Source organism: Haloarcula sp. MBLA0138, from assembly GCF_055632455.1.
Map to the genome: position 1 here is coordinate 161,044 of NZ_CM145746.1, position 24,203 is coordinate 185,246.

General features: G+C 70.4%; 27 protein-coding genes and 1 tRNA gene. 13 read left to right on the forward strand and 15 right to left on the reverse strand.

Translation table 11 applies throughout. The features are described from left to right. Nucleotide 1: 1 nt before the first annotated feature. Nucleotides 2-1,369, reverse strand: coding sequence for an NAD-dependent succinate-semialdehyde dehydrogenase (locus ACV7JO_RS00840; protein ID WP_470354448.1), 1,368 nt, complete (start codon nucleotides 1,367-1,369; stop codon nucleotides 2-4). A gap of 98 nt (nucleotides 1,370-1,467) precedes the next feature. Continuing rightward, a complete protein-coding gene (locus ACV7JO_RS00845; protein WP_470354449.1) occupies nucleotides 1,468-2,028 on the reverse strand; it encodes an NUDIX hydrolase in 561 nt (186 codons plus the stop codon). A 146-nt stretch (nucleotides 2,029-2,174) separates the two neighbouring features. Here ACV7JO_RS00845 and ACV7JO_RS00850 point away from each other — a divergent pair, with 146 nt between their 5' ends. The 3 genes from ACV7JO_RS00850 (at nucleotide 2,175) to ACV7JO_RS00860 (ending at nucleotide 3,817) form a co-directional block, all read left to right on the forward strand. Next, nucleotides 2,175-2,819, forward strand: coding sequence for a helix-turn-helix domain-containing protein (locus ACV7JO_RS00850; RefSeq protein WP_470354450.1), 645 nt, complete (start codon nucleotides 2,175-2,177; stop codon nucleotides 2,817-2,819). 78 nt (nucleotides 2,820-2,897) lie between these two features. Next, nucleotides 2,898-3,584: a potassium channel family protein gene (locus ACV7JO_RS00855; protein ID WP_470354451.1), complete on the forward strand. Its 687-nt coding sequence runs from the start codon at nucleotides 2,898-2,900 to the stop codon at nucleotides 3,582-3,584. 2 nt (nucleotides 3,585-3,586) lie between these two features. After that, the gene (locus ACV7JO_RS00860; RefSeq protein WP_470354452.1) at nucleotides 3,587-3,817 is read left to right on the forward strand and encodes an Lrp/AsnC family transcriptional regulator; all 231 of its coding nucleotides are present in this window, start codon (nucleotides 3,587-3,589) and stop codon (nucleotides 3,815-3,817) included. 29 nt (nucleotides 3,818-3,846) lie between these two features. Here the strand turns inward: ACV7JO_RS00860 and ACV7JO_RS00865 are convergent, their stop codons facing one another. From ACV7JO_RS00865 to ACV7JO_RS00895, 7 genes are all read right to left on the reverse strand, one after another. Beyond that, nucleotides 3,847-4,359, reverse strand: a complete 513-nt coding sequence (locus ACV7JO_RS00865; protein ID WP_470354453.1) for a DUF5813 family protein — start codon at nucleotides 4,357-4,359, stop codon at nucleotides 3,847-3,849. Between the two features lie 67 nt (nucleotides 4,360-4,426). Then, a tRNA-Leu gene (locus ACV7JO_RS00870) sits at nucleotides 4,427-4,511 on the reverse strand. Between the two features lie 40 nt (nucleotides 4,512-4,551). Next, nucleotides 4,552-4,893 (reverse strand): ferredoxin, encoded by a 342-nt coding sequence (locus tag ACV7JO_RS00875; RefSeq protein ID WP_470354454.1) that lies wholly within the window; start codon nucleotides 4,891-4,893, stop codon nucleotides 4,552-4,554. 146 nt (nucleotides 4,894-5,039) lie between these two features. Further along, a complete protein-coding gene (locus ACV7JO_RS00880; RefSeq protein ID WP_470354455.1) occupies nucleotides 5,040-5,768 on the reverse strand; it encodes a DUF7260 family protein in 729 nt (242 codons plus the stop codon). A 157-nt stretch (nucleotides 5,769-5,925) separates the two neighbouring features. Continuing rightward, complete coding sequence (locus tag ACV7JO_RS00885) at nucleotides 5,926-6,711, reverse strand: MOSC domain-containing protein (RefSeq protein WP_470354456.1); 786 nt, start codon at nucleotides 6,709-6,711, stop codon at nucleotides 5,926-5,928. A gap of 109 nt (nucleotides 6,712-6,820) precedes the next feature. Further along, on the reverse strand, nucleotides 6,821-7,369 hold the full coding sequence (locus ACV7JO_RS00890) for a peptidylprolyl isomerase (RefSeq protein ID WP_470354457.1): 549 nt from the start codon (nucleotides 7,367-7,369) through the stop codon (nucleotides 6,821-6,823). A gap of 51 nt (nucleotides 7,370-7,420) precedes the next feature. After that, complete coding sequence (locus ACV7JO_RS00895) at nucleotides 7,421-8,335, reverse strand: alpha/beta fold hydrolase (protein ID WP_470354458.1); 915 nt, start codon at nucleotides 8,333-8,335, stop codon at nucleotides 7,421-7,423. Between the two features lie 90 nt (nucleotides 8,336-8,425). On the opposite strand from ACV7JO_RS00895, the gene ACV7JO_RS00900 reads away from it, so the two are divergent. Both ACV7JO_RS00900 and ACV7JO_RS00905 read left to right on the forward strand, forming a co-directional pair. Continuing rightward, nucleotides 8,426-8,725 (forward strand): hypothetical protein, encoded by a 300-nt coding sequence (locus ACV7JO_RS00900; protein WP_470354459.1) that lies wholly within the window; start codon nucleotides 8,426-8,428, stop codon nucleotides 8,723-8,725. Nucleotides 8,726-8,727: 2 nt separating this feature from the next. Next, nucleotides 8,728-9,198, forward strand: coding sequence for a hypothetical protein (locus ACV7JO_RS00905; protein WP_470354460.1), 471 nt, complete (start codon nucleotides 8,728-8,730; stop codon nucleotides 9,196-9,198). Nucleotides 9,199-9,232: 34 nt separating this feature from the next. Here the strand turns inward: ACV7JO_RS00905 and ACV7JO_RS00910 are convergent, their stop codons facing one another. Then, nucleotides 9,233-10,312, reverse strand: a complete 1,080-nt coding sequence (locus ACV7JO_RS00910) for an anthranilate phosphoribosyltransferase (RefSeq protein WP_470354461.1) — start codon at nucleotides 10,310-10,312, stop codon at nucleotides 9,233-9,235. A gap of 109 nt (nucleotides 10,313-10,421) precedes the next feature. Between ACV7JO_RS00910 and ahbB the strand changes: the two genes are divergently transcribed. The 3 genes from ahbB to mptA all read left to right on the forward strand — a co-directional run bounded on the left by ahbB (nucleotide 10,422) and on the right by mptA (nucleotide 13,181). Beyond that, nucleotides 10,422-11,459: a siroheme decarboxylase subunit beta gene (gene ahbB / locus ACV7JO_RS00915; protein WP_470354462.1), complete on the forward strand. Its 1,038-nt coding sequence runs from the start codon at nucleotides 10,422-10,424 to the stop codon at nucleotides 11,457-11,459. A gap of 103 nt (nucleotides 11,460-11,562) precedes the next feature. Further along, on the forward strand, nucleotides 11,563-12,162 hold the full coding sequence (locus ACV7JO_RS00920; RefSeq protein ID WP_470354463.1) for a HalX domain-containing protein: 600 nt from the start codon (nucleotides 11,563-11,565) through the stop codon (nucleotides 12,160-12,162). Between the two features lie 74 nt (nucleotides 12,163-12,236). Next, nucleotides 12,237-13,181 (forward strand): GTP cyclohydrolase MptA, encoded by a 945-nt coding sequence (mptA, locus tag ACV7JO_RS00925; protein ID WP_470354464.1) that lies wholly within the window; start codon nucleotides 12,237-12,239, stop codon nucleotides 13,179-13,181. Between the two features lie 38 nt (nucleotides 13,182-13,219). Here the strand turns inward: mptA and ACV7JO_RS00930 are convergent, their stop codons facing one another. Then, nucleotides 13,220-14,026, reverse strand: coding sequence for a TrmB family transcriptional regulator (locus ACV7JO_RS00930; RefSeq protein ID WP_470354465.1), 807 nt, complete (start codon nucleotides 14,024-14,026; stop codon nucleotides 13,220-13,222). A gap of 101 nt (nucleotides 14,027-14,127) precedes the next feature. After that, complete coding sequence (locus ACV7JO_RS00935) at nucleotides 14,128-15,750, reverse strand: DUF255 domain-containing protein (protein WP_470354466.1); 1,623 nt, start codon at nucleotides 15,748-15,750, stop codon at nucleotides 14,128-14,130. A gap of 89 nt (nucleotides 15,751-15,839) precedes the next feature. Between ACV7JO_RS00935 and ACV7JO_RS00940 the strand changes: the two genes are divergently transcribed. From ACV7JO_RS00940 to ACV7JO_RS00950, 3 genes are read left to right on the forward strand one after another with little or no spacing between them, the layout of a single operon-like run. After that, nucleotides 15,840-16,304, forward strand: a complete 465-nt coding sequence (locus ACV7JO_RS00940; RefSeq protein ID WP_470354467.1) for a DUF5812 family protein — start codon at nucleotides 15,840-15,842, stop codon at nucleotides 16,302-16,304. 49 nt (nucleotides 16,305-16,353) lie between these two features. Beyond that, nucleotides 16,354-17,229: a protein translocase subunit SecF gene (gene secF, locus ACV7JO_RS00945; RefSeq protein WP_470354468.1), complete on the forward strand. Its 876-nt coding sequence runs from the start codon at nucleotides 16,354-16,356 to the stop codon at nucleotides 17,227-17,229. Continuing rightward, nucleotides 17,226-18,794, forward strand: coding sequence for an MMPL family transporter (locus ACV7JO_RS00950; protein WP_470354469.1), 1,569 nt, complete (start codon nucleotides 17,226-17,228; stop codon nucleotides 18,792-18,794). The genes secF and ACV7JO_RS00950 overlap by 4 nt, the downstream gene beginning before the upstream one ends. 5 nt (nucleotides 18,795-18,799) lie before the next feature. Here ACV7JO_RS00950 and rnhB read toward each other — a convergent pair whose 3' ends face one another. Together rnhB and ACV7JO_RS00960 are read right to left on the reverse strand one after the other, a co-directional pair. Further along, complete coding sequence (gene rnhB, locus ACV7JO_RS00955) at nucleotides 18,800-19,438, reverse strand: ribonuclease HII (RefSeq protein WP_470354470.1); 639 nt, start codon at nucleotides 19,436-19,438, stop codon at nucleotides 18,800-18,802. A 111-nt stretch (nucleotides 19,439-19,549) separates the two neighbouring features. Further along, nucleotides 19,550-21,163, reverse strand: coding sequence for a methyl-accepting chemotaxis protein (locus tag ACV7JO_RS00960; RefSeq protein ID WP_470354471.1), 1,614 nt, complete (start codon nucleotides 21,161-21,163; stop codon nucleotides 19,550-19,552). 128 nt (nucleotides 21,164-21,291) lie between these two features. Here ACV7JO_RS00960 and ACV7JO_RS00965 point away from each other — a divergent pair, with 128 nt between their 5' ends. Beyond that, nucleotides 21,292-21,948, forward strand: coding sequence for an HVO_2922 family protein (locus ACV7JO_RS00965; RefSeq protein ID WP_470354472.1), 657 nt, complete (start codon nucleotides 21,292-21,294; stop codon nucleotides 21,946-21,948). 43 nt (nucleotides 21,949-21,991) lie between these two features. Here the strand turns inward: ACV7JO_RS00965 and ACV7JO_RS00970 are convergent, their stop codons facing one another. Next, a complete protein-coding gene (locus ACV7JO_RS00970; RefSeq protein WP_470354473.1) occupies nucleotides 21,992-23,269 on the reverse strand; it encodes a tRNA pseudouridine(54/55) synthase Pus10 in 1,278 nt (425 codons plus the stop codon). 101 nt (nucleotides 23,270-23,370) lie between these two features. Here ACV7JO_RS00970 and ACV7JO_RS00975 point away from each other — a divergent pair, with 101 nt between their 5' ends. Beyond that, the gene (locus ACV7JO_RS00975; protein WP_470354474.1) at nucleotides 23,371-24,183 is read left to right on the forward strand and encodes an undecaprenyl-diphosphate phosphatase; all 813 of its coding nucleotides are present in this window, start codon (nucleotides 23,371-23,373) and stop codon (nucleotides 24,181-24,183) included. Nucleotides 24,184-24,203 lie beyond the last annotated feature (20 nt).

Consider the following 24,203-nt stretch of genomic DNA (forward strand, 5'->3'; position numbering starts at 1 on the left):
GCTACGCCACCCACACCGTCTTCTCGTTGACGAACTCCCGGAGGCCACGGCGGCCGAGTTCGCGGCCGTAGCCCGACTCGCCGATGCCACCGAAGGGCAGTCGCGGGTCGGACTTGACGAGTTCGTTGACGAACGCACAGCCGGCGTCGACCGACCGCGCGAACGCCTCTCCCCGCTGTCTGTCCTCGGTCCAGATGCTCGCCCCGAGCCCGTAATCGGTGGCGTTCGCAAGCGACAGTGCTGTCGCCTCGTCGGGCACCTCGAAGACGGCCGCGGCGGGGCCGAACACCTCCTCGGTCGCCGCGGGGCTGTCGCGGGGCACGTCCGTCAGCACCGTCGGCGGGTAGTAGAACCCTTTCCGGTCGAGCGGTTCACCGCCGAGTTCGACCGTCGCGCCCGCCGCGGCGGTGGCCCTGACCTGCTCGTCGAGCGTGTCGAGCAGGTCCTCGCGGGCCTGCGGTCCCACGTCGGTTCCGTCGCTGAACGGGTCGCCGACCCGGAGGTCGGCCATCGCGTCGACGAACGCCGGCACGAACTCGTCGGCGACGGCCTCGTGGACGACGACGCGCTTGGCCGCGATACAGGACTGCCCGGAGTTGATGGTCCGGGCCCGCGCGATGGTCTCGGCCGCCGCGTCCACGTCGGCGTCGTCGAGAACCACCGCGGGGTCGCTCCCGCCGAGTTCGAGGACCGTCGGCTTCAGGTTCGCGCCGGCGGTCTTCGCCACCGCGCGGCCGGCCGCCCGGCTCCCGGTACAGGTCGCCGCCGCCACGCGGTCGTCGGCGATGCATTCCCGCGTCTGCTCGTCGTCGACCAGCAGCGTCTGGAACGCCCCCTCGGGCAGGCCCGCCTCGCGGAACACGGCCTCGATGGCCCGCGCGCACTCGGGGACGTTCGGGGCGTGCGAGAGCAGGGCGACGTTCCCGGCGACCAGCGACGGAGCGGCGAACCGGAAGACCTGCCAGAACGGGAAGTTCCACGGCATCACCGCAAGCACCGGCCCGAGCGGTTCGTGGGCGACGTAGGTCTTCGCGCCGACCTCGCTGCCGACCCGTTCGTCGGCGAGGAACTCGGGGCCGCGCTCGGCGTAGTACTCACACACCCACGCACACTTCCGGACCTCCGACCGGCCCGCCGAGACGGGCTTGCCCATCTCGGTCGCCATCGTCTCGGCGTACTCGTCCTCGCCGGCGCGCAGCCGCTCGGCGGCCTCGGCCAGTAGCGTCGCCCGCTCCTCGACGGTGCGGTCGGCCCACGACGTGGCCGTCTCGGTCGCGCAGTCGAGCGCCGCTTCGACCTCGGCGTCGGTGTGTGTGGCTATCGGCTCCAGTCGCTTCTCGGTCGACGGGTCGACGCGTTCGAACGCCATGCCGGCGCTATCGACCGGCGTCGTATTGTAGCTTGGTCACGGAAGCGCCGCTCGCGGCATCGAGACCCCGCCCCGGAAGACGCGCCGGCCGCTTGGCCCTACCGCTCCCCGTCGCGGCGCATGGCTATCTCGAACCACGGGCACAGGCGGAGTTGGCGGTAGTACTCGGGGTGTTCGCGCAGGCGGTCGTAGGGGACCCACATGAGGCCGTCGACCTCTTCCGGATTCGGGTCGACGGCGGTGTCGTGCAGCGTCGCCTGCAGGACCGCACAGACCTCCCACTCCAGCCCCGCGTTCTCGTAGTAGCGCTTGTACTCGAAGCGGTCGGTCACCCGGAGGTCGCTGTACTGACTCGGCGTGACGCCCAGTTCCTCCTCCAGTCGCTGCCGGGTGGCCTCGACCTGTGTCTGTCCCTGCACGGGGTGGGAGGCGACGGTGCCGTCCCAGTGGGTGTCCCAGAGGCGCTTGTCGGCGGCCCGCTGGGCCAGCAGGACCCGCCCGTCCTCGTCGAACAGCAACGCGGTGAACGCGCGGTGGCGGATGCCCTCGCCGGTGTGGGCGTCGAGCCGGTTGACCACCCCCTGCTCGGTGTCGTCGGCGTCGACCGCGATGACGTCCTGCGCTGCGTTCTCGTGTGTCCCCGCCGCGTCGTCGGTCATACCCGCTCAATCTCAGAGGGGCTTCTTACGCGCTTCGACTTCCGGTAGCCCGGGTCTCCGGGGCCACACCCGGCCGATTGCGGGGTTTTTTCACGCGCTGGGAACCCGCTACCACCGTTTTATGCCGCTATCACCCAGCTACGCGTATGAGCGACTCGGGTATCAGAGCCGAACTCGCCGTCGACTCGCCGGGGGCCTGTCCCGTCGCCGCCGTCTCCGAGGAGGTCGACACCACCGTCTCGAACGTCGCCCGGAGCAGTCCGCGCGACGGCGCGGTCGTCGAGGAGTTCACGGCGACACAGACCGACGGCGGCGCGCCGGCGGCCCACGCCGACATCGAGCAGGTGTTCGCCACGGAGGCGGGCGGGCGGTACCGCTTCGAGCGCGACCGACAGGGCTGTGTCTGTGAGACCGTCGAGGAGTTCTCCTGTCCGGTCTCGGAGGTACACGCCGTCGACGGCCGGCTCGTGGTGACGTTTCACGCCCCCGACGTCGAGCGCGTCCGCGCCATCGTCACCCGCCTCAAGGAACTGTTCGACGACGTCTCGCTGCGGACACTGCGGCGCGACGGCGACACCGACGCCGCGGACTCCGTACTCGTCGACCGCGGCCGCCTGACCGACCGCCAGCGCGAAGTCCTCGAAACCGCCGTCGAGATGGGTTATTTCGAGTACCCCAAGGGGGCCAACGCCGGCGAGGTCGCCGAGGCGCTCGACATCTCCGTCTCGACGCTGGCCGAACACCTCGCGGCCGCACAGTCCAAGCTCCTCGACGCCATTCTCGACGCCTGAGACGGCCCGCTCGACGGACGACTCGCTTCGCGTTACTCCCGGGGTACTTTTATCCACCCCCGTCCCCTACGGCCTCGTATGCGATTTGTTATCGTGGGTGCAGGGCGCGTCGGTCTCCGGACCGCGCGCGTCCTCCGAGAGAGCGGCCACGAGGTCGTCCTCATCGAGGGCGACGAGGCGGCCATCGAGCGAGCGCGCACGGCCGGCTTCGAGGTAGTCGAGGGCGACGGGGCGCTCGAAGAAACGCTTGCCGACGCGGACTTGGATGCCGCCGACGCGCTGGGCGCGCTCACCGGCGACCTCAACGACAACTTCGTCGCCTGCATGATAGCCAAAGAGCACGGCTGTCGGACCGTCATGCGCATCGACGAGGACTACCGCGAGGAGATATACCAGCGCTACGCCGCCGACGTCGACGAGGTCATCTACCCCGAGCGCCTCGGCGCTATCGCCGCCAAGAACGCGCTGCTGGGCGGCAACATCCGCGCCGTCGCCGACATCGCCCAGCACCTCCAACTGGTCGATTTCACCGTCACCGACGCCTCGCCGATGCACGGCTACACGCTCTCGGAACTGGAACTGCCGGCCAACTCCCGCCTGCTCGCCCACGGGAAAGGCGACCGGCCGCTCGCGCTCCCCGACCCCGACGGGACGCTCGAAATCGGCGACCACCTCGTCGTCCTCGCCGACTTCGACACGCTGTCGGACGTGCGCAGCATCATCGTCGGCGAGTCCGGCCCCGCGACCGCGGTGGGGGGTGCCTGACGATGGTCACCGCCTACGTTATGGTCAAGGCCCACACCGGCGACGCGGACCGCCTGAAGACCGAAATCGAGGGCGTCGACGGCGTCGCCGAGGCCCACATCGTCGCCGGCGACGTGGACCTCATCGCCAAGGTGGTCGTCGACTCCCCCGCCGCGGTCAAGGACGTAGCCGCGACTCACATCCAAGAGATAAACGGCGTCGAGAACACCCAGACCTACATCGCCATGGACTGACCGGGCACGCCGTCCCGCCGAAACCGCGCCTACAGCGGCGTCCCGCCCCGCGTCCCCTCGCTCCCGCCGGTGCTGGCCTCGCCCAACAGGTCGGCGACGACGCCGACGTAGTCGTAGCCGGGGACGATACCCTCGACGTAGGTCCCCTCGACGTACTCGACGAAGGCCTTCGCCGCGTCCGCGGCCTCGCCCGCGCCGCCGAGGCTGAACCGGTAGGTGACGACGACGTCCTCGCCGTCGCGCTCGACCGCGTAGTCGTCAAGGTCGACGGCTACCCGGGTCGCCTTCGGCGCGTCTTCGAGGCGCAACGAGAGCGTGTCGAACCAGCCGTCGGCCACCGCGTCGCCGACCTCGTCGGCCGTCGCCGCGTGTAGCGTCGGTGCCCGCACGGTAACCTCGTAGTCGGTCCGCCAGTCGTCGCGCTCGCTCGCGGTGACGTGACCCTCGAAACTCGTCGTCTCGACGGCGTAGCCGTCCGCGACGGCGGTGAACCCCTCGCGGCGTTCGAAGGTTTCGGCCGCGTCGCTGGGTGTGTCGGTCATTCAACCCGAATACGGTACTGAGCCGCAAAAGCGCGTCGCATCCCGCCTCGCGTTCGCTCGCCGCGGATGCGAGGGATGGGATTCGAACCCATGGACCCCTACGGGAGCGGGTCTTAAGCCCACCGCCTTTGGCCAGGCTCGGCTACCCTCGCGCAGGCTGTCCTGCACGCCGCTGGGGAAAACGGGTTTCGGTTACCAGTCGACCGAGAGCGTCCCGTCGCCGTTCGGGTCGGGGGCAATCTCCTCGTCGGTGCGACGGTCGACGACGTGGATGACGCCGCGGTCCTTCTTCGCGGGGCAGATGTCGGCCGCCGCGACGTTGTGGTCGAGTTCCTCCTCGTCGAAGAAGTAGGCCTTCGGCTTGGCGATTCCCGTGTCGAGGTCCAGCGACCAGTTGTCCGACACCTCGGCGCACTTGCCCGCCCCGAAGCACTTGTTGGCCTCGAAGATGAGTTTGTACGGCTTCTCCTCGACCGGCGGCGCGTTCTGCTCGCCGACCGCGCTCGGGTCGACGGGTTCGTCGGCGTCTGCCATCGGCGACGATTGGGGACCGACGGCCTTTCGACTGTCGGTTCCCACAGTCCACAGACGACGCTCGCTCGCCGGGGCACGCGGGCGTCGCGCGGCCCCGACACGAGGTGCCGCCCGAGCCCTCGCCGGGCCGGGCGCGCTGGCGCGGGTCAGCGGTTCGCGTCGATGGTGGCCCGACAGCGGGTCACGTCGCACAACACCGGGCAGTCGGTCGACAGCGCGTCACCGTAGAGATACCGGACCAGACTCGTCTCCTCGACGCCGGAGAGCGGGCTCGCCGACCGGCCGTGGAGCAGTTCCTGTCTGCGCCGGGCCACGGCGTCGCAGCGCTCGGTCGCCGCCTGCAACGCGTCGCGGCGTGCGGGCCGGTCGCCGGTCGTCAGGTCGTGGACCGTCGCCTCGATGTCGTTCAGTTCGTCGCGGCACTCGACCAGCGAGTCGCGCTCGCGGCGGAAGGTCCGCAGGGCCTCGGCTCGGCGCTCGCGCGCTCGGTCGGTCGCTTCCACGAGGCACTCGCGGACCGCCGGCGTCAGCCCCGCGGCGTCGAGGACGGCGACGGCCAGCGACTCGCCGAACTCCGCAGTGAGGCTCTCCCGGAGCGTGTCGCCGTACTCCGCGTCGTAGTGGGGCGTGTCCATCACCGTCTCGCGGTAGGCCGTCCGAACCGCCCGGAGACCGGCGGGCGCGACGTCGGGCGACGCCACCGCGAGCGCGCCCCCGGTCGGCTCGGCGACGCTCGACGGCGCGCCGCGGGACGTGACTTCGGCGAGGCGGCGGCGGAAGGCGGCGAACGCGTCTCGCTCGGTGCTGACAGTCGCTATCTCCGCGCCGACGGTCTCGACGGCGCGGTCGATGGTGGGCTGGCGTGTCTCGACCATGTGTTGGGGGGTTCCGGCCGCGGGGACCGGGCCGTGGCCGAACCCACACGAACGAGTGGGTTGAACGCTACTATGTGACCTATATACCGCTCGGTTGCGGTCGGTAGCGGCGGCGCGGCCGACGCGGCGGCCGGTCGGGGCGCGCGCGAGTAGCCGGTCAGGTCCCGTCGAGGACCCGAACCTCGTCGCCGACCGACAGCGACCGGCCGCGGCCGCCCTCGGGGACGCGCGCGATGAGCATCATCGTGTAGAAGTGGTCGAAGGCGTCGCGGTCGGCCCACTCGGGGAACGTCTCGCGGCGCTTCTCGACGAACCGCTCGCGGAACGCCGGCGTCGGCTCGCCGGTGTCGGGGTCCCGCGTCGGAACGACACAGCGGCCACAGGGCGTCGCGCCCTCGAAGCGGACGCCGCCGACTTCGAACGCCGGGGCGTCCGCGCCGACGAAGCGGTCCTCCCAGAACGCGGGGACGCCGCCGATTTCGACGTTCGCTCGCAGGCGGCGGCGCGCCCCGTCGACGGTCACGTCGTCGAACCACGAGGCGACCGCCTCCAGCGTCGCCGTGCTGACGACCGACGGCCCGGAGCCGCCGCGGTCGACGTGGCCCTCGGCCGCGTCGCGGGCGAGCGTGAGGTCGTCGTCGATACCGAGCGCGTCGCCGAGCCACGCCGCGGCCTCGGCCCGCCCGTCGGCCGTTTCGAGGTCGAACTGTCGGCTCTCGTCCCCGTCTACCACCCGGAACGTCGCCGTCTCGGGGTCGTAGGCCGTGTCGAGGGCGTGAAACCGGTCGCTGCGCTTGGCGTTGACAACGTCGCCGTCGCCGTCGAACAGCGCGAACTCGCGGTCGCCGACGAGCGTCCCGCCGGGGCGGACGCCGGCCGTTTCCCTGTCGAGTCTGTCGAAGCCTTTCACCGGGTAGACCGTGAGTCGGGCGACGTGAGCCACGTTTGCCGACCGTACACTCCGGGAGTAATTAGCTGTTGCCGAACGGGGACGCGGGCCGGCGTGACCGAACGGGGACGCGGGATGCGGGGCCGACGGTCTCAGCGCCCGGTCAGCGGTCGACGCTGACCGATTCGAGCACGACGCCGTCGACCGGCGCGTCGTTGTGGTCCGTCTCCGCGTTGCCGATGGCCTCGACGACGTCCATGCCGTCGACGACCTCGCCGAAGACGGCGTGTTTCCCGTCGAGGTGGGGCTGGGCGTCCAGCGTGATGAAGAACTGCGAACCGTTCGTGTCCGGGCCGCGGTTCGCCATGCTGACGACGCCCGCGCCGTCGTGCGAGAGGTCGTCGTGGAACTCGTCGTCGAAGGTGTAGCCCGGGCCGCCGCGGCCGGTGCCCGTCGGGTCGCCCATCTGTACCATGAAGTCGTCGATGACGCGGTGAACCTCGATGTCGGTGTACAGCGGGTCGACGCGCTTCTCGCCGGAGTCGGGGTCCTCCCACGCACCCGTCCCGGGACCGACCTCGGTCCCCTCGTAGTCGTCAGCGCCCTCGGCCAGTCCGACGAAGTTCTCGACGGTTTCGGGGACGCGCTCGTCGTACAGGTCTACCTCGATGTCGCCCTCGCTCGTGTGCAGCGTCGCGGTCAGGTCGCTCATACGCTCTCGGAGGGCGGCCCCGGGGAAAAGGTTGCCCACTCCCGCCCCGCGTCAGCCCAGATGGGCGAGCAGCGCGTCGGTCACCCGCTCGGGCGCGTCGAACTGCACCCAGTGGCTCGCGTCGGGAAGCCGCTCGACCCGGATGTCCGGGACCCAGCGGTCCAGCCCCTCGGTCAGCGACACGTCGAGAGCGGCGTCGCGCTCGCCCCACACCAGCAGTGTCGGGGCCGCGACGGGCAGGTCGCCGACCCCGCCCCGCGTCAGCGTCAGTCGCGCGCTCCGGCGGAACGCCGCCCGGTAGTAGTTGACCGCTGCGGTCAGCGCGCCGGGGCGGGCGAGCGCGCGCTTGTACCGCGCCACGTCGGTCTCGGAGACGGCGTCGGGCCGGACCGTCGACGCCCGGAGCAGTCGCTCCAGCGCCGCGAAGTCGTCGCGCCGGAGGCTCCACTCGGGCAGGCGCGGTAGCTGGAAGAAGCCGACGTACCACGACTTCCGTAGCTGTGTGAGCGAGGTGCGAAGCGCCCGCTCGTAGGCCGAGGGGTGTGGCGCGTTCAGGACGGCGAGGTGGTCGACCACGTCGGGGCGGTCGGCGGCCGTCTGCCACGCGACGAGGCCGCCCCAGTCGTGGCCGACGACGTGGGCCGACTCCCGGCCGGCGGCGTCGACCAGTCCCGCCACGTCGGCGACCAGTTCGGCCACGTCGTAGGCCGCGACCCCCTCGGGCTTGGCCGAGCAGTTGTACCCCCGCAGGTCGGGCGCGACGACGCGGTAACCCGCCGCCGCCAGCGCCGGAATCTGGCGGTGCCACGCGTACCAGAACTCCGGGAAGCCGTGCAGGCAGACCACGAGGTCGCCGTCGGCGGGGCCGGCGGTGACCGCGTGGAGCGTGAGGCCGTTCGTCTCGACGGTGTCGTGGCCCCACACCTCGCCGTCGGCGGGGACGGTCCACTCGTCGGCGGCTGTCATCGGCGGACGTTGGTCGCCGGCGACGAAAGCGGTGTCGGCCCGCCGGCCGTCGACACCGGGCTTTTGTCCGTCGGGGGCGACCCCTCGACCATGAGCGACGAGCGCGACCCCGAGGCGAACCTCGAGGAGTGGCAGTCGGCGATGCGGGCCGAACACGCCGAGGCCATCGCCAACCCCGACCCCGACGAGGACCACCGCATCGAGGGCGTGACGCAGGTGAGCTACCGCGTCGCCTTCGACTACGACGCCGACCGCGACCGGCTGGAGCGGGCCGAGCGCGAGCAGGTCGACGAACCGGCCGACCCGGAACTGCTGTCCTGTGCCTGTGGCGTCCGCGGGATGACCCGCGAGGAGGCGCGCGAACACGTCGCCGCGGCCCGGGAGGCGTGACGGTGGCCGTCGACGCCCGCGGAACCGTCGCGGCGTACTACGACGCGCTCCGCGAGGGCGAGCCGCTGGGACGCTTTTTCGCGCCCGAGCGGCCCGGCGACGACCCGGCGGTGAAGTTCGGCGTCTCCGAGCGGTTGGTCGGGACCGATGCGATACGCGAGGGATTGCGTGAACAGACCGCGCTGACGGCCGACTGGACCGTCGACAGCGGCGCGCTCCGGGTGACCGAGCGCGACGCCCACGCGTGGTTCAGCGACGCCGTCGGGCTGGCGTGGACCGACACCGAGACCGGCCAGCGCCACGCCTTCGAGACGCGGTGGAGCGGGACGCTCGAACGGCGCGACGCGACCGGCCCCCGGGACGCCGAGGGGGCGGCCGGCGACGCGGACGGTGTCGGCGACGCGGACCCCAGCGGTGCCCCGGACTGGCGGTTCGTCGGCATGCACGTCAGCGCCGCGACGGAACTTCGGTGAGTCGGGGCCTGCCGAAGGTTCGGACCCGCCCGGTTCAGAACGCCCGCAGGTCCGCGAGCGCGTCGGCGGCGCTGCCGTCGGCGAGGGCGTCCCGGGCCCGTTCGAGGCCGTCGCGGACGCTGTCGGCGTCCTCGCGGGCGTAGATGCGGAGCGCGGCGTTGAGCGCGACGGCGTCGGCGAAGCCGTCGTCGCGCTCGCCGGCGAGGACGGCCTCGGTTATCTCCGCGGAGTCGGCGGCCACGTCGTCGACTTCGAGGGCCTCGCTGGTGAGGTCCATCCCGTACTCGCCGGTCCGAATCTCGAAGTCGGCGATGGCCTCGTCGTCGCCGCTCTCGTCGGGCCACTCGGCGACGACGGTCTCGCCGGGGCGCACGTCGTCGTACCCCTCCATCCCTTGGAAGAACAGCGCCCGGTCGACGGTGCTGGTCTCGGCGTTTCTGAGCGTGCGAATCATCTTCTTGGCGAACGGGAGGTGGTAGAAGCTCCCGAGGTGGACGCTCGCGCCGGCGGGGTTGGCGAGCGTCTCGACGGTGTTGACGAAGGTGCGTACGCCCATCATGTCCCGGCGCTCGAACAGGACGTGGATACCGGGGTTGAAGTTGGGCTGATAGTAGAAGCCGAAGCCGGTCGAATCGACCATCTCGGCGCTCTCCTCGGGCGCGAGTTCCGTCCGGACGCCGAGTTCGTCCAGCACGTGCTTGTAGGCGTCCTGTTTCTGTGTCGGGACGCGGTCGCCGGAGTGGACGACGACGGGCGTGCCCGCGGCGGCGGCGACGAGGCCGGCGGCGACGCCGAGGATGGCCGACTCGCCCTTGCCGTCGTAGTTGGCCCCGCAGTCGACGGGGTCGGCGTCCGGTTCGGCTCTGACGACCGACTCCTCGGTCATCACGTCGACGTACGCGCCCAGTTCCTCGGGGACGTTTCGCTTCCAGCGGTTGGCGAGCCAGAACGCGCCCAGCGTCGTGTGGTCGGGTTCCCCGCCGAGGATTCGCTCGAACGCCTCGCGGGCCTGTGCCCGCGTCATGTCGTCGGCCGACTTGTGACCGGAGCCCACGACCTCCGTCATCAGCCGCTTGAGGGGCCATTCGCCGTACTCGCGGGTCGCTTGTGCCATGCGAACCCGTTCGGCCTCGGTTCCAAAAGCCCCTGCGTTTCGTTCTCATCTTGCGGGAACGCGCCCGTGCCCCGAAAGCCATACACCCCCTGACTCCTAACCGGAAACGATGAGCCTCCGGTCGGGCGACTGGCGCGAGCGCATCGACGACGTGGACGCCGCTCTCGTCGACGGTTTCCAGAGCGGGTTCCCGGTCGAAGAGCGGCCCTTCGAGGCCGTCGGGGACGGGCTGGGCGTCGACGCCGACGAGGCGCTCGAACGGGTCAGACGGCTGCGCGAGGTCGGCGTCTTCCGGCGCTTCGGGCCCGTACTGAACCCGCCAGTCATCGGGTCGTCGACGCTCGCGGCCGTCTCGGCCCCCGAGGACCGCTTCGACGAGGTGGCCGAGGCCGTCAACGGCCACCGGCAGGTCAACCACAACTACGCCCGGGACCACGAGTGGAACATGTGGTTCGTCGTCACCGCGGGGTCCCGCGAGACGCGCGACCGCATCGTCGCCGACATCGAGGCCGAGACGGGGCTGTCGGTGTTGGTCCTGCCGATGCTGACCGACTACTACATCGACCTCGAGTTCCCCGTGGTCAACGGCGACCGGTTCGCCCGGGAGTCGCTGGAGGACACCGCCGCGTCGGCCACCCGCGTCAGCGAGGACGCCGCCGCGGACCTCTCGGAACTGGACCGCCGGCTCCTGCTGGAGATACAAGAAGGGTTCCCGCTGACGGCGACGCCGTACCGCGACGTGGCCGCGGCCGTCGACGCCGACGTGGCGGACGTGCTCGCGGCCGTCGAGGGCCTGCGCGACGGCAACTGCATCAAGCGCATCGGCTGTGTCGTCAACCACCTCACGACCGGCTTCGACAGCAACTGCATGGTCGTCTGGGACGTGCCCGACGACGAACTGGACGCCCGCGGCCAAGCGGTCGGCGCGCTGCCGTACGTGACGCTGTGTTACCACCGCCCGCGCCGCCCCGAACAGGGCTGGTCGTACAACCTCTTTACCATGATTCACGGCCGCGAGAGCGCGGCCGTCGACGCGAAGATAGACGAACTCGCGACCGACCACCTCCCGTTCGACCACGACCGACTGTACTCGACGACGACGCTGAAACAGACCGGCGCTCGGTACGACGACATCGTCGGCGAGTGACCGACCCCGCCGCCGGCCCGCGGTCCGGGCGCGGAAATGGTTCAGTTTCTGACGGCAAGCCGAACGCTTTTCCCTCCGTTAGACAATGCTCACGTGCGATTAAATGACACACGAGGGACCCGCGACCGTGCTGGTCGTGGACGACGAGACCGATGTCGCCGACGCCTACGCCGCACAGCTACGCGAACGGTACGATATCGAGACCGCCTACAGCGGCGAGGCGGCCCTCGACGCGCTCGACGACACCGTCGACGTAGTGTTGCTGGACCGTCGGATGCCGGACCTGTCCGGGAGTGAGGTGTTGACCGAGATACGACAGCGGGGATTGGAGACCCGTGTGGCGATGGTGACCGCCGTCGACCCCGATTTCGATATTCTGGAGATGCCCTTCGACGACTACGTCGTCAAGCCGGTCTCGCAGGACGCGCTGTTCGACACTATCGAGCGGCTCCTGCGGTGTGCGAACTACGAGGACCGCCTGCGCGAGTACTACGCGCTCACCTCGAAGTTCGCCGCTCTGCAGGCCAGCAAGTCGGAGTCGGCGCTCTCGAACAGCGAGGCGTTCGAACAGCTCCGGGCCGACATCGACGATATCCGGGGGGAACTCGACGACATCACCGCCGACTTGGACCAGTCCGACTTCGAGGCGATGTTCAAAGACATCGACGCGCGCGGTCCCTTCTCCGAGTCGGAGTCCGGGTAGCGCCCGCCCTGCCCCGTCTGGGGCGGGTTCCCCCTTCCGAAAGCACTAACCGAGTCTCGTCCTAAAGACGGTCAATGAGTCAGCAACTCCCGGACGTGCAGGCTTCGAGTCCGGACGTGACCGTCGGGCTCAACCGCGTCGGCGTGACGGGCGTCGAGAAGCTCGTGAAGCTCGGCCGGCGGGACCGCGACCCCATCGTCCTGATGGCGGAGTTCGACGTGCTGGTCGACCTCCCCTCGTGGCGCAAGGGGGCCGACATGTCCCGCAATATGGAGGTCGTCGACGAGACGCTGGAGGACGCGGTCGCCGAGGAGGCCTACCGCGTCGAGGACGTCTGTGGCGACGCCGCGGAGCTACTCCTGGAGAAACACGACTACACGACGAAAGCCGAGGTGCGCATGGAGGCGGAGTACGTCACCCACGAGCGCACCCCCGAGAGCGACATGGCGACCCAGTCGACGGCCGACATCATCGCCTCCGCGACGGCCACCGAGGAGGGGACCAGCGAGGAGATCGGCGCTCGCGTCACCGGGATGACCGTCTGTCCCTGTTCGCAGGGCATGTCCGCCGCCCGCGCCCGCGAGACGCTGCGCAGTATGCAGGTCGAGGACGCGGTCATCGACGAGTTCCTCGAACAGATGCCACAGGCCGGCCACTCACAGCGGGGCCACGCCACGCTCACCGTCGAGAGCGACGGCGCGCCGGAGGTCGACCTCAACGACCTCATCGAGGTGGCCCGGGACTCGATGAGCGCCCGCATCTACAACCTCGCCAAGCGGCCCGACGAGGACCACATGACCTTCGAGGCCCACAAGGACGCCAAGTTCGTCGAGGACTGCGTGCGCGCGATGGCCGAGGGCGTCGTCGAGGCGTTCCCCGACCTCCCGGACGACGCCATCGTGACGATGAAACAGTCCAACGACGAGTCCATCCACCAGCACAACGCCCACGCCGAGCGGGTGGCCCAACTCGACGACCTCCGGGCCGAGGTCGACGGCGCGCAGTTCGCCGACGACTGAGGTCCCGACTCGGGACCGGTTTCCGTCCCCGGCGACCGCTAGGGCGGCCCCACCGGGGTCGCCTCCGCCCAGTGGTCGGCGAAGGCCTCGCTGATGTCGGCGGTGAACTCGGGGTCCTTGAGGTCGATGACGCCGAACGTCTCCGCCCGGCCCAGCGGGTGTGGCACCTCGATGCAGACCTCGGTGTCGTCGACGAGTTCGAACGTGGTCGTCACATCGGAACTGGCGCGGGCCTCGTAGCGCTCGTACGGCGAGAGCCGCTCCCAGTACGCCCGGTTGACCGCGTCCGGAAGGCTCTCGAAGAGGTCCGGGCGCACCAGCAGCGACACCGCGACGCCCCGCTCCAGCGCGGCCTCGAGTTCGTCGACGATGCGCTCGGTGGCGTCGACGATGTCGACCTGCCGGGCCGGCGACGACCCCACCATGACGATGCGCTCGTCGGCCGCCGCCAGCCGTTCGAGCAGGAGGTCGAGCGTCTCCTCGGGGCCGACCGCGGCCGTCCAGAACGGCTCCTCGACCGGGTCGCCCGTCTCCAGTTGGTCCGAGAGGTCGTCCACGATGCCCTCGTACTGCTCGGCCTTCTCGTCGAGTTCGCGCTTCTTGTCCGCCAGCAGGCGGTCCAAGGCGGTGTCGGGCTCGACGGCGACGTACTTCTTCGGACGGCTCGCTGTCTGGCTGCGCACGAGGTTGTACGTCTCCAGACTGTTGAGCACGTCGTAGATGCGCCCCATCGGCACGTCGCTGGCCCGGGACAACTCCTTGGCCGTTGTCGGCCCCGTCTCCAGCAGCGAGCGGTAGGCCCGCGCCTCGTACTCGGACAACCCAAGGTCTCTCAGGCTCGCCATACCGGACCCTTCGGTCGCACACGCAAAAACTAACCGGTCGTTTACCGTTCCCGGACGTTTTCGCCGCTTCCGTGCGCCCCTCGCCGCCGGGGCGCAGGCGCTCACTCGGCCGCGGTCCCGCCGGTCAGCGCCGCTTCGAGGGCCGCCGGCGTCTCCGCCTCGGCGGTCACCGTCCCGTCCTCGCGGTGGCGGGCCACGCCGTCGCCCTCGGGGTCGGGGACGACGGTGGTCTCGTGGTCGGCCAGCCGGAGCGCGGCCCGGTGGAGGTCCGTGCCGGCCTCGGTGCCGACGGTCAGCACCTGCGGGTCCCGCAGGCGGGCGGCGACCGTCGCGTAGTGGGCCACCTCGACGCCCATCCGCTCGGCCGCGCCGGCGAAGGACTCGACGGCGGCGGTCGCCGCTGTCCGATAGCGGTCCGCGCCGGTGAGCGCGGCGAGGTCGACCAGAGCGTCGGCGAACTCGACGGTGGCGTCGAGCGGGTGTAGCGACCGCCCGCAGAGGCCCGCGCCGCTGTCGGGACCGTCGCGGAACGCGCCGCCGTCCTGCCGGCGGTGCTCGATGGTCCAGTCGGCGACGGCCGCCGCGGGCCCGGGCTCGCCCAGCACCTGCCCGCTGGTGGTCAGCCCCCGCAGGAGCTGGGCTTGGTCGAACAGCAGACCGGCGTCGCTCTCGGGGCCGCCGTAGTGGCGCACCGCGCCGTCCTCGACCAGCGTCTCGACGACGTGGTCGCGGGCCCGCTCGGCGTACCGACGGGCGCGCTCGCTGTCCGTGTAGGCGTACACCCACAGCAGGGCGTCGACGGCCAGCCCGTTCCGGTCGGCGAACACCGTGTCGTCGACGTGGGGGGCGTCGGCGTCCTCGCGGGCGGTCGGACTCAGCCGGTAGTAGTCGTCGTCGCCGGCCTGACTGCCGGCGAAGGCGTCCCCGGTCCAGAGGTCCGTCGTGAGGTACTCGACGGTCCGGCGGGCGGCGTCCCGGTAGGACTCGGTCCCGGTGTAGCGATAGCCCCGGGCGAAGGCCCGCACGAGGGCGGCGTTCTCGCCCAGCAGCTTCTCCCGGCGCGGGTTCGACCAGTCCCGCCCCGTCGCGTAGCGGTAGAAGCCGCCGTCGTAGGTGTCGAGCAGGTGGGTCTGGACGGCCTCCAGCGTCCGCGTCGCTTGGTCGCGGGCCCGCACCAGCGCGAACTCGACGGTCCGGGGCAGCGGGAACTTCACGTCGGACCCCCAGCCGCCGAACTCGTCGTCGAACGCGCCGAGCAACTGCTCGACCATGTGCTCCTCGATGCGGGCGCGCAACTCCCCGGCCGGCGGGGCCTCGTCCTGTAGCTGTCGGGGGACCGAACCGGCCGCGTCCCCGCGGGCGTCCCACGACTCCCGGACGCTGTCGAGGATGCCCCGGAAGCCGTCGGGACCGAGGAAGGTCGCGCCGGTGATGACCTCCCCCTCGGGAGTCAGAAACACCGTCGAGGGGAACCCGCCCATCGTGTAGCGCTCCCGGACCCGGGGGTTCCGGTCGGCGTCGACCCGGACCGGGACGAACCCGTCGTTGATGTTGGCCGCGATGCGGGGCTCGCCGAACGTCCCTCGGTCCATCGCCCGACACTCCGCGCTCCACGGAACCGAAAGCGAGAGCAGGACCGGCGTCCCGCGCTCGGCGGCGCGCTCGAAGGCGTCGGCCCCCCACTCGCGCCACTCGACTTTCGTGTCCGCCGCGAACTCGTCCATGGGCCCGCTCGGACGTGCGCGTACAAATGCCCTCGCACTCCCGACTCGGCAGTCGAAACCCCGAAGGCCGTACCCGCTGTAGGCTCGCCATGACCAAGGAGGGTACCTTCCTCGTCGCGGCCGCCGACGCGGAGACGGCGACGCTGCGGGACGTGGTCGACTCGCAGGTGGTGACGCTGTCGGAGAACCCCGGCGTGGAGGCCGGCGAGGTGCTGGAGGCGACCGTCGAACCGGAGCCGCCGATGGAGGTCACCTACGCCGTCACCGAGGTCCGGGACCGCCGGACGGTTCCGGTCGAGCGCGTCGACCTACAGCCGACCACGCAGGTCCGGGAGACGGCCGCCGAGCAGGCCGTCGGCGAGGTGACGACCATCGACCGCGCCGGCGAGGGGGAACTGCACGTGCTGACCGTCCCCGAGGACGAGGTCGACGCCGCGGCGGCGGACGTGGTCGACGACGAGAACACCGTCGCCCGGGCCGCCCGCCTCGGGATGGAACGGGTGGAAGTGCGGACCGCCGACGGCGTCGTGAGCGTCCGTTACCTGCCGGACTGACCACCGGCGTTTGAGAAGGCTTATTCGGGGGCGTGCCACACCCACGGCCATGGTCGCGTTCGAGGTCCCGGAAGTCGACTACACCCAGTACTCGAACCGCCAGTTGGTGGCGATACCGCTGGCGGTGCTGGCGCTGGCGCTGTTGGTCATCGGCGGCTGGTGGGTCGTCACCGGCGCGCCGGTCACGCCGGGAGTCGACTTCACGGGTGGGGCGGAGATAACCGTCGAGTCCCCGACTCAGTTGTCCCAGCAGGAGGTATCAGAGACGTTCGACTACCCCGTGGTCTCCGTCCAAGAGATATCCACCGGCGAGGGCAACCGCTACGTCGTCACGTTCGACAGCACGGCGGACATCTCCGAAATCCGTGACACTGCGGAGGCCAGCGAACAGTTGACGGTGCTGCGCAGCGGCACCACGTCGCCGCTGTTCGGCGCGGAGAACCAACGGTTCGCCGTCATCGGCATCGGCATCGCCTTCCTCGGGATGAGCGTCCTCGCCTTCGCCTTCTTCCGGACGTTCGTCCCGAGCATCGCCATCGTCATCTCCGCGTTCTCCGACATCGTCATCCCCATCGCCGTGATGAACCTCGTGGGCATCGAGCTCTCGCTGGGCACCGTCGCCGCCCTCCTGATGCTCATCGGGTACTCCGTGGACTCGGACATCCTGTTGAACAACCACGTCCTGCGGCGCTCGGGCGGGTTCTACGAGTCGACCTACCGCGCGATGCGGACCGGGGTGACGATGACGCTGACCTCCATGGCCGCGATGGCCGTGATGGCCGTCACGGCGACGCTGTTCGGTATCGGGCTGATGGCCGACATCGGCCTCGTCCTCGTCTTGGGGCTGGCCGCCGACCTGATGAACACCTACATGCTCAACGTGACGCTGCTTCGCTGGTACAAGTACGAGGGGGTGAACCGATGAGCCGCCTGCCGGAGAACTGGCGGGTCGGCCTGCTGGTCGTCCTGTTGCTGGCGAGCGCGGCGGCGCTGTTCGTCCCCGGAACGCCGCCGGGGCTGACTGCCGACGAGGGCGCGGCCGCCGACGACCGGGCGACGAACCTCCAGTACGGCATTCAGTTGAGCGGCGGGACGCGGGTCCGCGCGCCCATCGTCGGGATGACCGCCGAGGGCGTCACCGTCCCCAACCGGACCGCACAGGCCGAGCAGACGCTGGCGAACGGCCTCGGAATCGACCCCATCGACGTCGAGGTCCGCGCGCCCGAGAGCGCGGGCGGCAGCGGCACCATCGAGGTGTTCTCCCGGAACGTCACCGAGTCCGAGTTCCGCGCGGCGCTCGAAGCCGAGGGGTACGACCCCGCCACCATCCGGGAGGGCGTCACGGCTCAGACCCGCGCGGACATGGTCGAGCGCGTCGACCGACGCATCAGCCAGTCCGCGCTCAGCGGCGGGTCGGTCCAGCAGGTGAGTTCGCCGACCGGGCGGAGCTTCATCAGCGTCACCGCGCCCGACCGCAGCACCGAGGAGCTCATCGACCTGCTGGAGGAGCGGGGGACCGTCCGCGTCTACGCGGTCTACCCCAACGAGAACGGGACGCACGTCCGCGAACAGGTGCTCTCACAGGAGCAGTTCGCCGACGTGGGGACCGCCCGCGAGGTCAACGGTCGGCCCGGCGTCTCGGTGACCGTCGCGGACGGCGTGGCCGGCGACTTCGCCGAGCGGATGGCCGCACGGGGATTCGGCAGCGGCACCTCGTGTGACCCGACGCAGTACAACCACAGCGACCCGACCAGCCTCCCGGCGGGTGACCGCTGTATCGTGACGACGCTGAACGGCGAGCCGGTGTTCGTCTCGCGGGTCACCGCCGGCCTCGGGCAGGAGTTCGCCAGCGGCGAGTTCGTCAACGGGCCGACGTTCCGGATGTCCACCTCCTCGATTCAGGAGGCCCGGGAGCTGGAACTCAACCTCAAGTCCGGTCGCCTTCCCGCGCCGCTGGCCTTCGAGCAGGGGACCAGCGCGGAGCTGTCGCCGGCGCTGGCCGAGCAGTTCCAGCGGAACTCCGTCATCACCGGCCTCGTGGCCGTGCTGGCGGTCAGCCTCGTCGTCTACGCTCGCTACGGCCGCCCCGAGGTGGCCCTGCCGATGATAGTGACGGCGCTGTCGGAGGTGTTCATCCTGCTTGGCTTCGTCGCGTTCGTCCAGTACCCGCTGAACCTCTCGCATCTGGCGGGCTTCATCGCCGTCATCGGGACGGGGGTGGACGACCTCATCATCATCGCCGACGAGATACTCCAGCAGGGCTCCGTCGAGACCGGGCGGGTGTTCCAGAGCCGCTTCCGCAAGGCCTTCTGGGTCATCGGTGCGGCCGCCGCGACGACCATCGTGGCGATGAGCCCGCTGATGGCGCTGTCGCTGGGTGACCTCTCCGGGTTCGCCATCATCACCATCGTCGGCGTCCTCATCGGCGTGCTCGTGACGCGGCCGGCCTACGGGGACATCCTGCGGAACCTCGTGCTAGACGAGAAGTAGGCCGGTCAGAACTCGCCCAGCGTCGCCTGCTCGGCGGCCGCCAACACGTCGTCGCAGGTCGACCACGACGCGCGGGCGCAGTCGGGCACGGTCCCGTGGCGGTCGACGTAGGCCGCGAGAAACGCGCGGGTCGTCGGGTCGCTCGGGTACCCCGAGCCGACCCGGTCCCCGTAGGCCTCTCCCAGCGCCGCGACGTGGGCGTCGCGCTCGACTTTGGCGACGATTGAGGCCGCGCCGACCAGCGGGTCCGTCTCGTCGGCACCGTGGGCCGCCTCGACCGACACGTCGGCGTCGACGCCCGCGGCGACGCGGCGGCCAAAGCGCGCGGCGTCGGTGTCGCCGGCGTCGACGGTGCCGGCCAATCCGTCGCGCGCGACGCCGGCCAGCGCCTCCGCGTGGGCGGCGACAGTCAGTCCGTTCATGTCCGTCTCGGGGTCGTCGATGCGCTCGACGGGGATTTCGGCGACGGCGACGGCGTCGGCGGCGGCGCGGACCGCCTCGGCCAGCCGTTCGCGCCGGTCGGCGGGAATGTTCTTCGAGTCGCCGACGCCGTCCGGTAACGCCGCGGAGTCGGCTCGGACCGCCGCGGCGAACATCGACCCCAAGACGGGTCCCTTCCCGGCCTCGTCGACGCCGAATCGCATGGCTGTTCACTCCGCCCGGGCCGACAAAACGGTTGTGCCCCGCCGGTCTCGTGATGCGGGAGGTGTCCGCGACCGGAGTCCACTCACGCCGGCGCTGCCGGGAGCGCGCGCCTAGTGGTCGTCACTGAGTTGCCGGACGCGGGCGTTCAGTTCGTCGATAGCCGCGGACTGTTCGTCGGTCACCGTCACGATGTTGTCGGCCGCGTCTTCCGTGTCCGCCGCGTGTTCGCGTGCCTGCTCCAACGTAGTCGTGAGTTCTTCGACGGTCTCGGTCTGGTCGTCGGTCGCCCGAGAGACTTCGCTGATTCCTTGGGCGGCTTCGTCGATAGCCACCGCGATGTCCTCGAAGGCCGTCAGCACCTCGTCTATCTGGTCGCTCGCGGTCGCGATCTGACTGTGGGACCGCTCGGCCGCGGCGACGGTCGAGTCGGTCTGTGTCTGCAGGCTCTCGATGTTCTCGGTGATGTCTTCGGTGTGCTGGCGCGTCTCGTCGGCGAGCGTCTTCACCTCCTCGGCGACGACGGCGAACCCGTCGCCGTCTTCGCCCGCACGGGCCGCCTCGATGTTCGCGTTCAGCGCGAGCATGTTGGTCTGTTCGGCCACCTCGGAGATGACCTCGACGACGTTCTCGATGTCGTCCATCCGCTCGCCGAGGTCGGTGACCGACTCGACGAGTTCCTCGCCGATGTCCGTGACTTCGTCGGTCGCCTCGTGGGCGTCCTCGGACGCGTCCAGTCCGTCGTTGGCGGCTTCACGGGCCGTTTTCGCGGCGGTGTCGACCTGTTCGGCGGTGGCCGCGACCTCCTCCATGGTCGCCGAGAACGACGACATCTCCTCGACGCTCTCGACGAGGAGGTCGTTTTGCGCGTCGACGTTGCGGTCGATGTCGGCCGCAGCGGTGGTCGCTCGCTCGACCGCCTCCGAGAGGCGAGTGGCCTGCTCGTCGACGCGGACCACGGTCTCCTGTATGTTCTCGGCCATCTCGTTCACCTCGTCGACGACCGTGAGCAACTGCGAATCGACGTGGTCGCTGTCGGCGAAGGAGGCGCGGGCGTCGAGGTCACCGTCGGTCAGTGCCTGTAGCGTTCCCGACACCTCGTCGACGAGTGCCTCGACGGCCTCCTGTCGCCGTCGTTCTTCGGTCAGGTCTTGGACCATCTCGACGGCCCCCTGTAGGTCTCCGTCCTCGTATATCGGCATCACGGTGACTCGGGCGTAGTGTTCGACGTTCCCGCTGTGGTCGGCGACGCGGTCTTCCTTGACGTAGAGGTGGCGCGACGGGTCCTCGACTGTAAGCCCGAACGCCTCGTCGGCTGTCTTCGGCGCGTCGAGGACCTGCTCGATCATCGTCTGGTCGGTGCTATCGTAGAGCAGCATGCCGACGTCCGTGCGTCCGAGCGCGTCGTCGGCGTCGATACCGGTCATCTCCTCCATGTCGTGGTTCCACGCCCTGATCTCTCCGTCGGGACTGAGCATGAACGCGGCCTGTGGGAGCCCACTGAGCACGACGTGGCCGCCGACATCGAACTCCGAGTCGTCGGTCTCCGATTCCGGGCCGCTGTCCGCTTGCGCTGTCGGGGCACTCGTCGCGGTCGATGGGGCGTCCGAAACCGCGTCGTCGCTCGGTTCGGTCGCGACCTGCCCCCCGTCGGTTCGGGGTTCGTGGGCCGCTGTCTCGGTCCCACGCAGCGAGGAGCGTAACCAGCGGAGAACGTTTGTTTGCATACGTCCTTCTTACCCACATTTACAAAAACAGTACTGCCTAACAAGTAAGGAAGAGTACTCGGGAAACCTCTTGCCAGACCGGACAGTGCCCAATAACATTATGTGTTGGCGAGCCGACTGGTCCGGTGATGCCAGAGGAGACCATCCACGAGGCGGTGGAGACACGCAGCCGCGGGGGTATCGCGTCCTACCTGCGCCGACTCGCGCGGCGCTTCGAGCGGAACGAGCCGACCCCGGTCGACGAGGACCAGACCGTGACGGTCGAACCGCCGGCCGACGCCGAGGTCGGGGTCGAACTCGAACGCGAGGACGGGCAACTGCACCTCGAAATCGAGATGGAGTGGTCCGAGCCCGAAGGCGCGGTCGACACCGCGGCGGCCGCGAGCAAGGCGACCTTCGAGGTGTACGAGGACAGCGCCGAGCAGTGGCGGTGGCGGCTGGTCCACGACAACGGCAACGTCATCGCCGACGGCGGCGAGGGGTACGCCTCCAGACAGAAGGTCGAGCAGGGACTGGAGAGCGTCCGGTCCAACGCCCCCGGTGCGCACGTAGTCGACGCCTCGACCGACGAGACGGCCCCGGAGACGGGCGGCAGCGCCGCCACCTTCGAGTTGTTCGCCGACGCGGCCGAGCAGTGGCGGTGGCGGCTGGTCCACGACAACGGCAACGTCATCGCCGACGGCGGGCAGGGGTACGCGTCGAAACAGAAGGCCAGACAGGGGCTCGACAGCGTCAAACACAACGTCCGGGGCGCGGCGGTCGAGGACGGGGAACGGCGCGACTGACGGCCGGAGAGCGAGGGGCTGACGAGCGGGGCGTGGCGACGGGCTACTCCCGGCGGTACTCGTCGACGAGGAACGATTCGTCCTCGCCCTGTACGTCGACGACGTCCAGCGCCGTGACCTCGGCACCGACGCCCAACAGCCCGGCGAGGCTGGGGTCGGTCCGGCCCTCGTCGCCAGAGACCAGTTCCTTCACGTAGAGGCCGCCCTCACCGTGGACGCGGAGTTCGGCGCGGGTCGGTCCGTCGAGGTGGCCCTCGATGTCGTACACGTCGCGGGTCCGCGTGATGTCGGCGCGGCGATGGTCGACCCGCCGGGGCGTGTCCTGTGCGACGGTCACGCCGTCCAGTTCCGCCAGCGCGGCCGCGAAGTCGTCCGCCTCGACCGACCCGTCGAAGGCCACGTCCATGCGGTAGGTCTTGGAGGCGGCCAGTTCCTTCACGCGCTCGACCATGTCGTGCGTGACCAGCGCGAGGTCGTGGACCGCGACCTTGCCGTCGGCGAACTCGTTGATGTCGGCCTGTAGCTCCTCGACGTCGACGTCCCGCTGCCGGGGGGCGTCGACCTCGATGACGAACGGGCGGCCGGATTCGAGCATCAGCGCGTCCACGTCCTCGCGGCCCGCGCCGTGGAACGTCCCGGCCTCGCCGTCCATCGCCTCGACGACGACCGGCGCGGTGAGTTGCTCGACGCTCTCGTCGTAGCGGTAGCCGCTGCCCCCGCACCCGTCACAGGGCTCGCCCTGCCACAGCCCGGTGCCGTTGCAGTCGTTGCAGGGCCACTTCGTCTGTGGGATGTCCCGTTCGAGCTTCCGGTAGCGGCCGTAGACGAACGCGGAGTTGACCTGCACGTCGACCGCGTCGGTCGCCAAATCGAGCGTGAACTGCACGTCCGGACGGCCGAACTCCACTTCGGCACCGGTCTCGCGGCCGACGCGCTTGCCGACCTCGCGGTTGAGTTCGGTCTTCAGCGCCTCCCCGCTGTCGGCGTCGAGCCCGGCGTCCTCGCGCAGCAGGTCGTCGTTTTCCGAAAGCAGCGGCGGCACCTTCGTCCCGACCTGATAGGTGTCGAACGCGTAGCCCCGCGCCGCGGTCGCGGCCTGCTCGGCCCACCACTCGACCCGGTCGCACTCCCCCTCACAGACCCAGCAGTCGTCGGCCGCCTCGTAGGGGTCGTCGGATTCGAGCGCGAGCGTCACGCGCAGGGCCTCGCCTCGCTGGGCGTTGGCGAGCCCGAAGCTCCGCTCGGCGAACAGCCGCCCGAGGCAGGCGTCACAGAGCGGCCCCGCCTCCAGCGCCGCCCGCGCGTCGTCGAGTATCGTCATCGTCGGACCGACGCGACGGCTCCGTAACTGCGTTTCGCCTCTCCGCGGGCGGCCTCCGCCGAACCGAACCGCATTTGGGGCCGGGCGGTCGTCCGGTCGGTATGAACCCGCTGGTGGTCGCCGTGTTGCTGGGGCTGTTACAGGGAACACTGGAGTGGGTTCCCGTCTCCAGCGAGGGCGGCGTCGCGCTGGCCTCGGCGGCGCTCTCGGGACTCGACCCCGCCGCCGCGACGCGGCTGGCGCTCTTTCTGCACGCCGGGACCGCCGTGGCCGCCGTCGGCTACTACCGCCGGGAGGTCCGCGACATCCTCGCCTCGGCCGGCCGGCTCTCCCGGCGGCCCTTCGCCGACGAGACGGCGGACCTCGCCTTTCTCGCGGCGGCGACGCTGGCGACGGCGGTGACCGGACTGCCGGCGTATCTCGCGCTTGACGCCGCCGTCTCGAACCTCGAAGGCGGTCTCTTTCTCGCGTTCGTCGGCGGCCTGCTGGTGGTGACCGGACTCGTCCAGCGGTTCGCCACCGCGCTGTCGCTGGGCGAGCGGACGACGCCCGACTGGCTCGACGCCGTCGTCGTCGGCGCGCTACAGGGGCTGGCGATTCTGCCCGGCGTCTCCCGCTCGGGGACGACGGTGAGCGCGCTCCTCCTGCGGGGCCACGACGGGGAGTCGTCGCTGCGACTCTCCTTTCTCCTGTCGATTCCGGCCGCGCTGGCGGCCAACGCGCTGGTCGTCGTCGACGAGGGGATACCGGCCATCGCGCCCGCCGAGGCCGCCGTCGCGCTCGCGGTCAGCGCCGCCGTCGGCTACCTGACCGTCGACGCGCTCGTCCGGTTGGTCCGCCGGGTCCCGTTCTGGAGCGTCTGCCTCGCCTTCGGCGGATTGGGGGTCCTCGGCGGCTTGCTCGTCGCGCTGTGACACGGACTTATATATTCTCA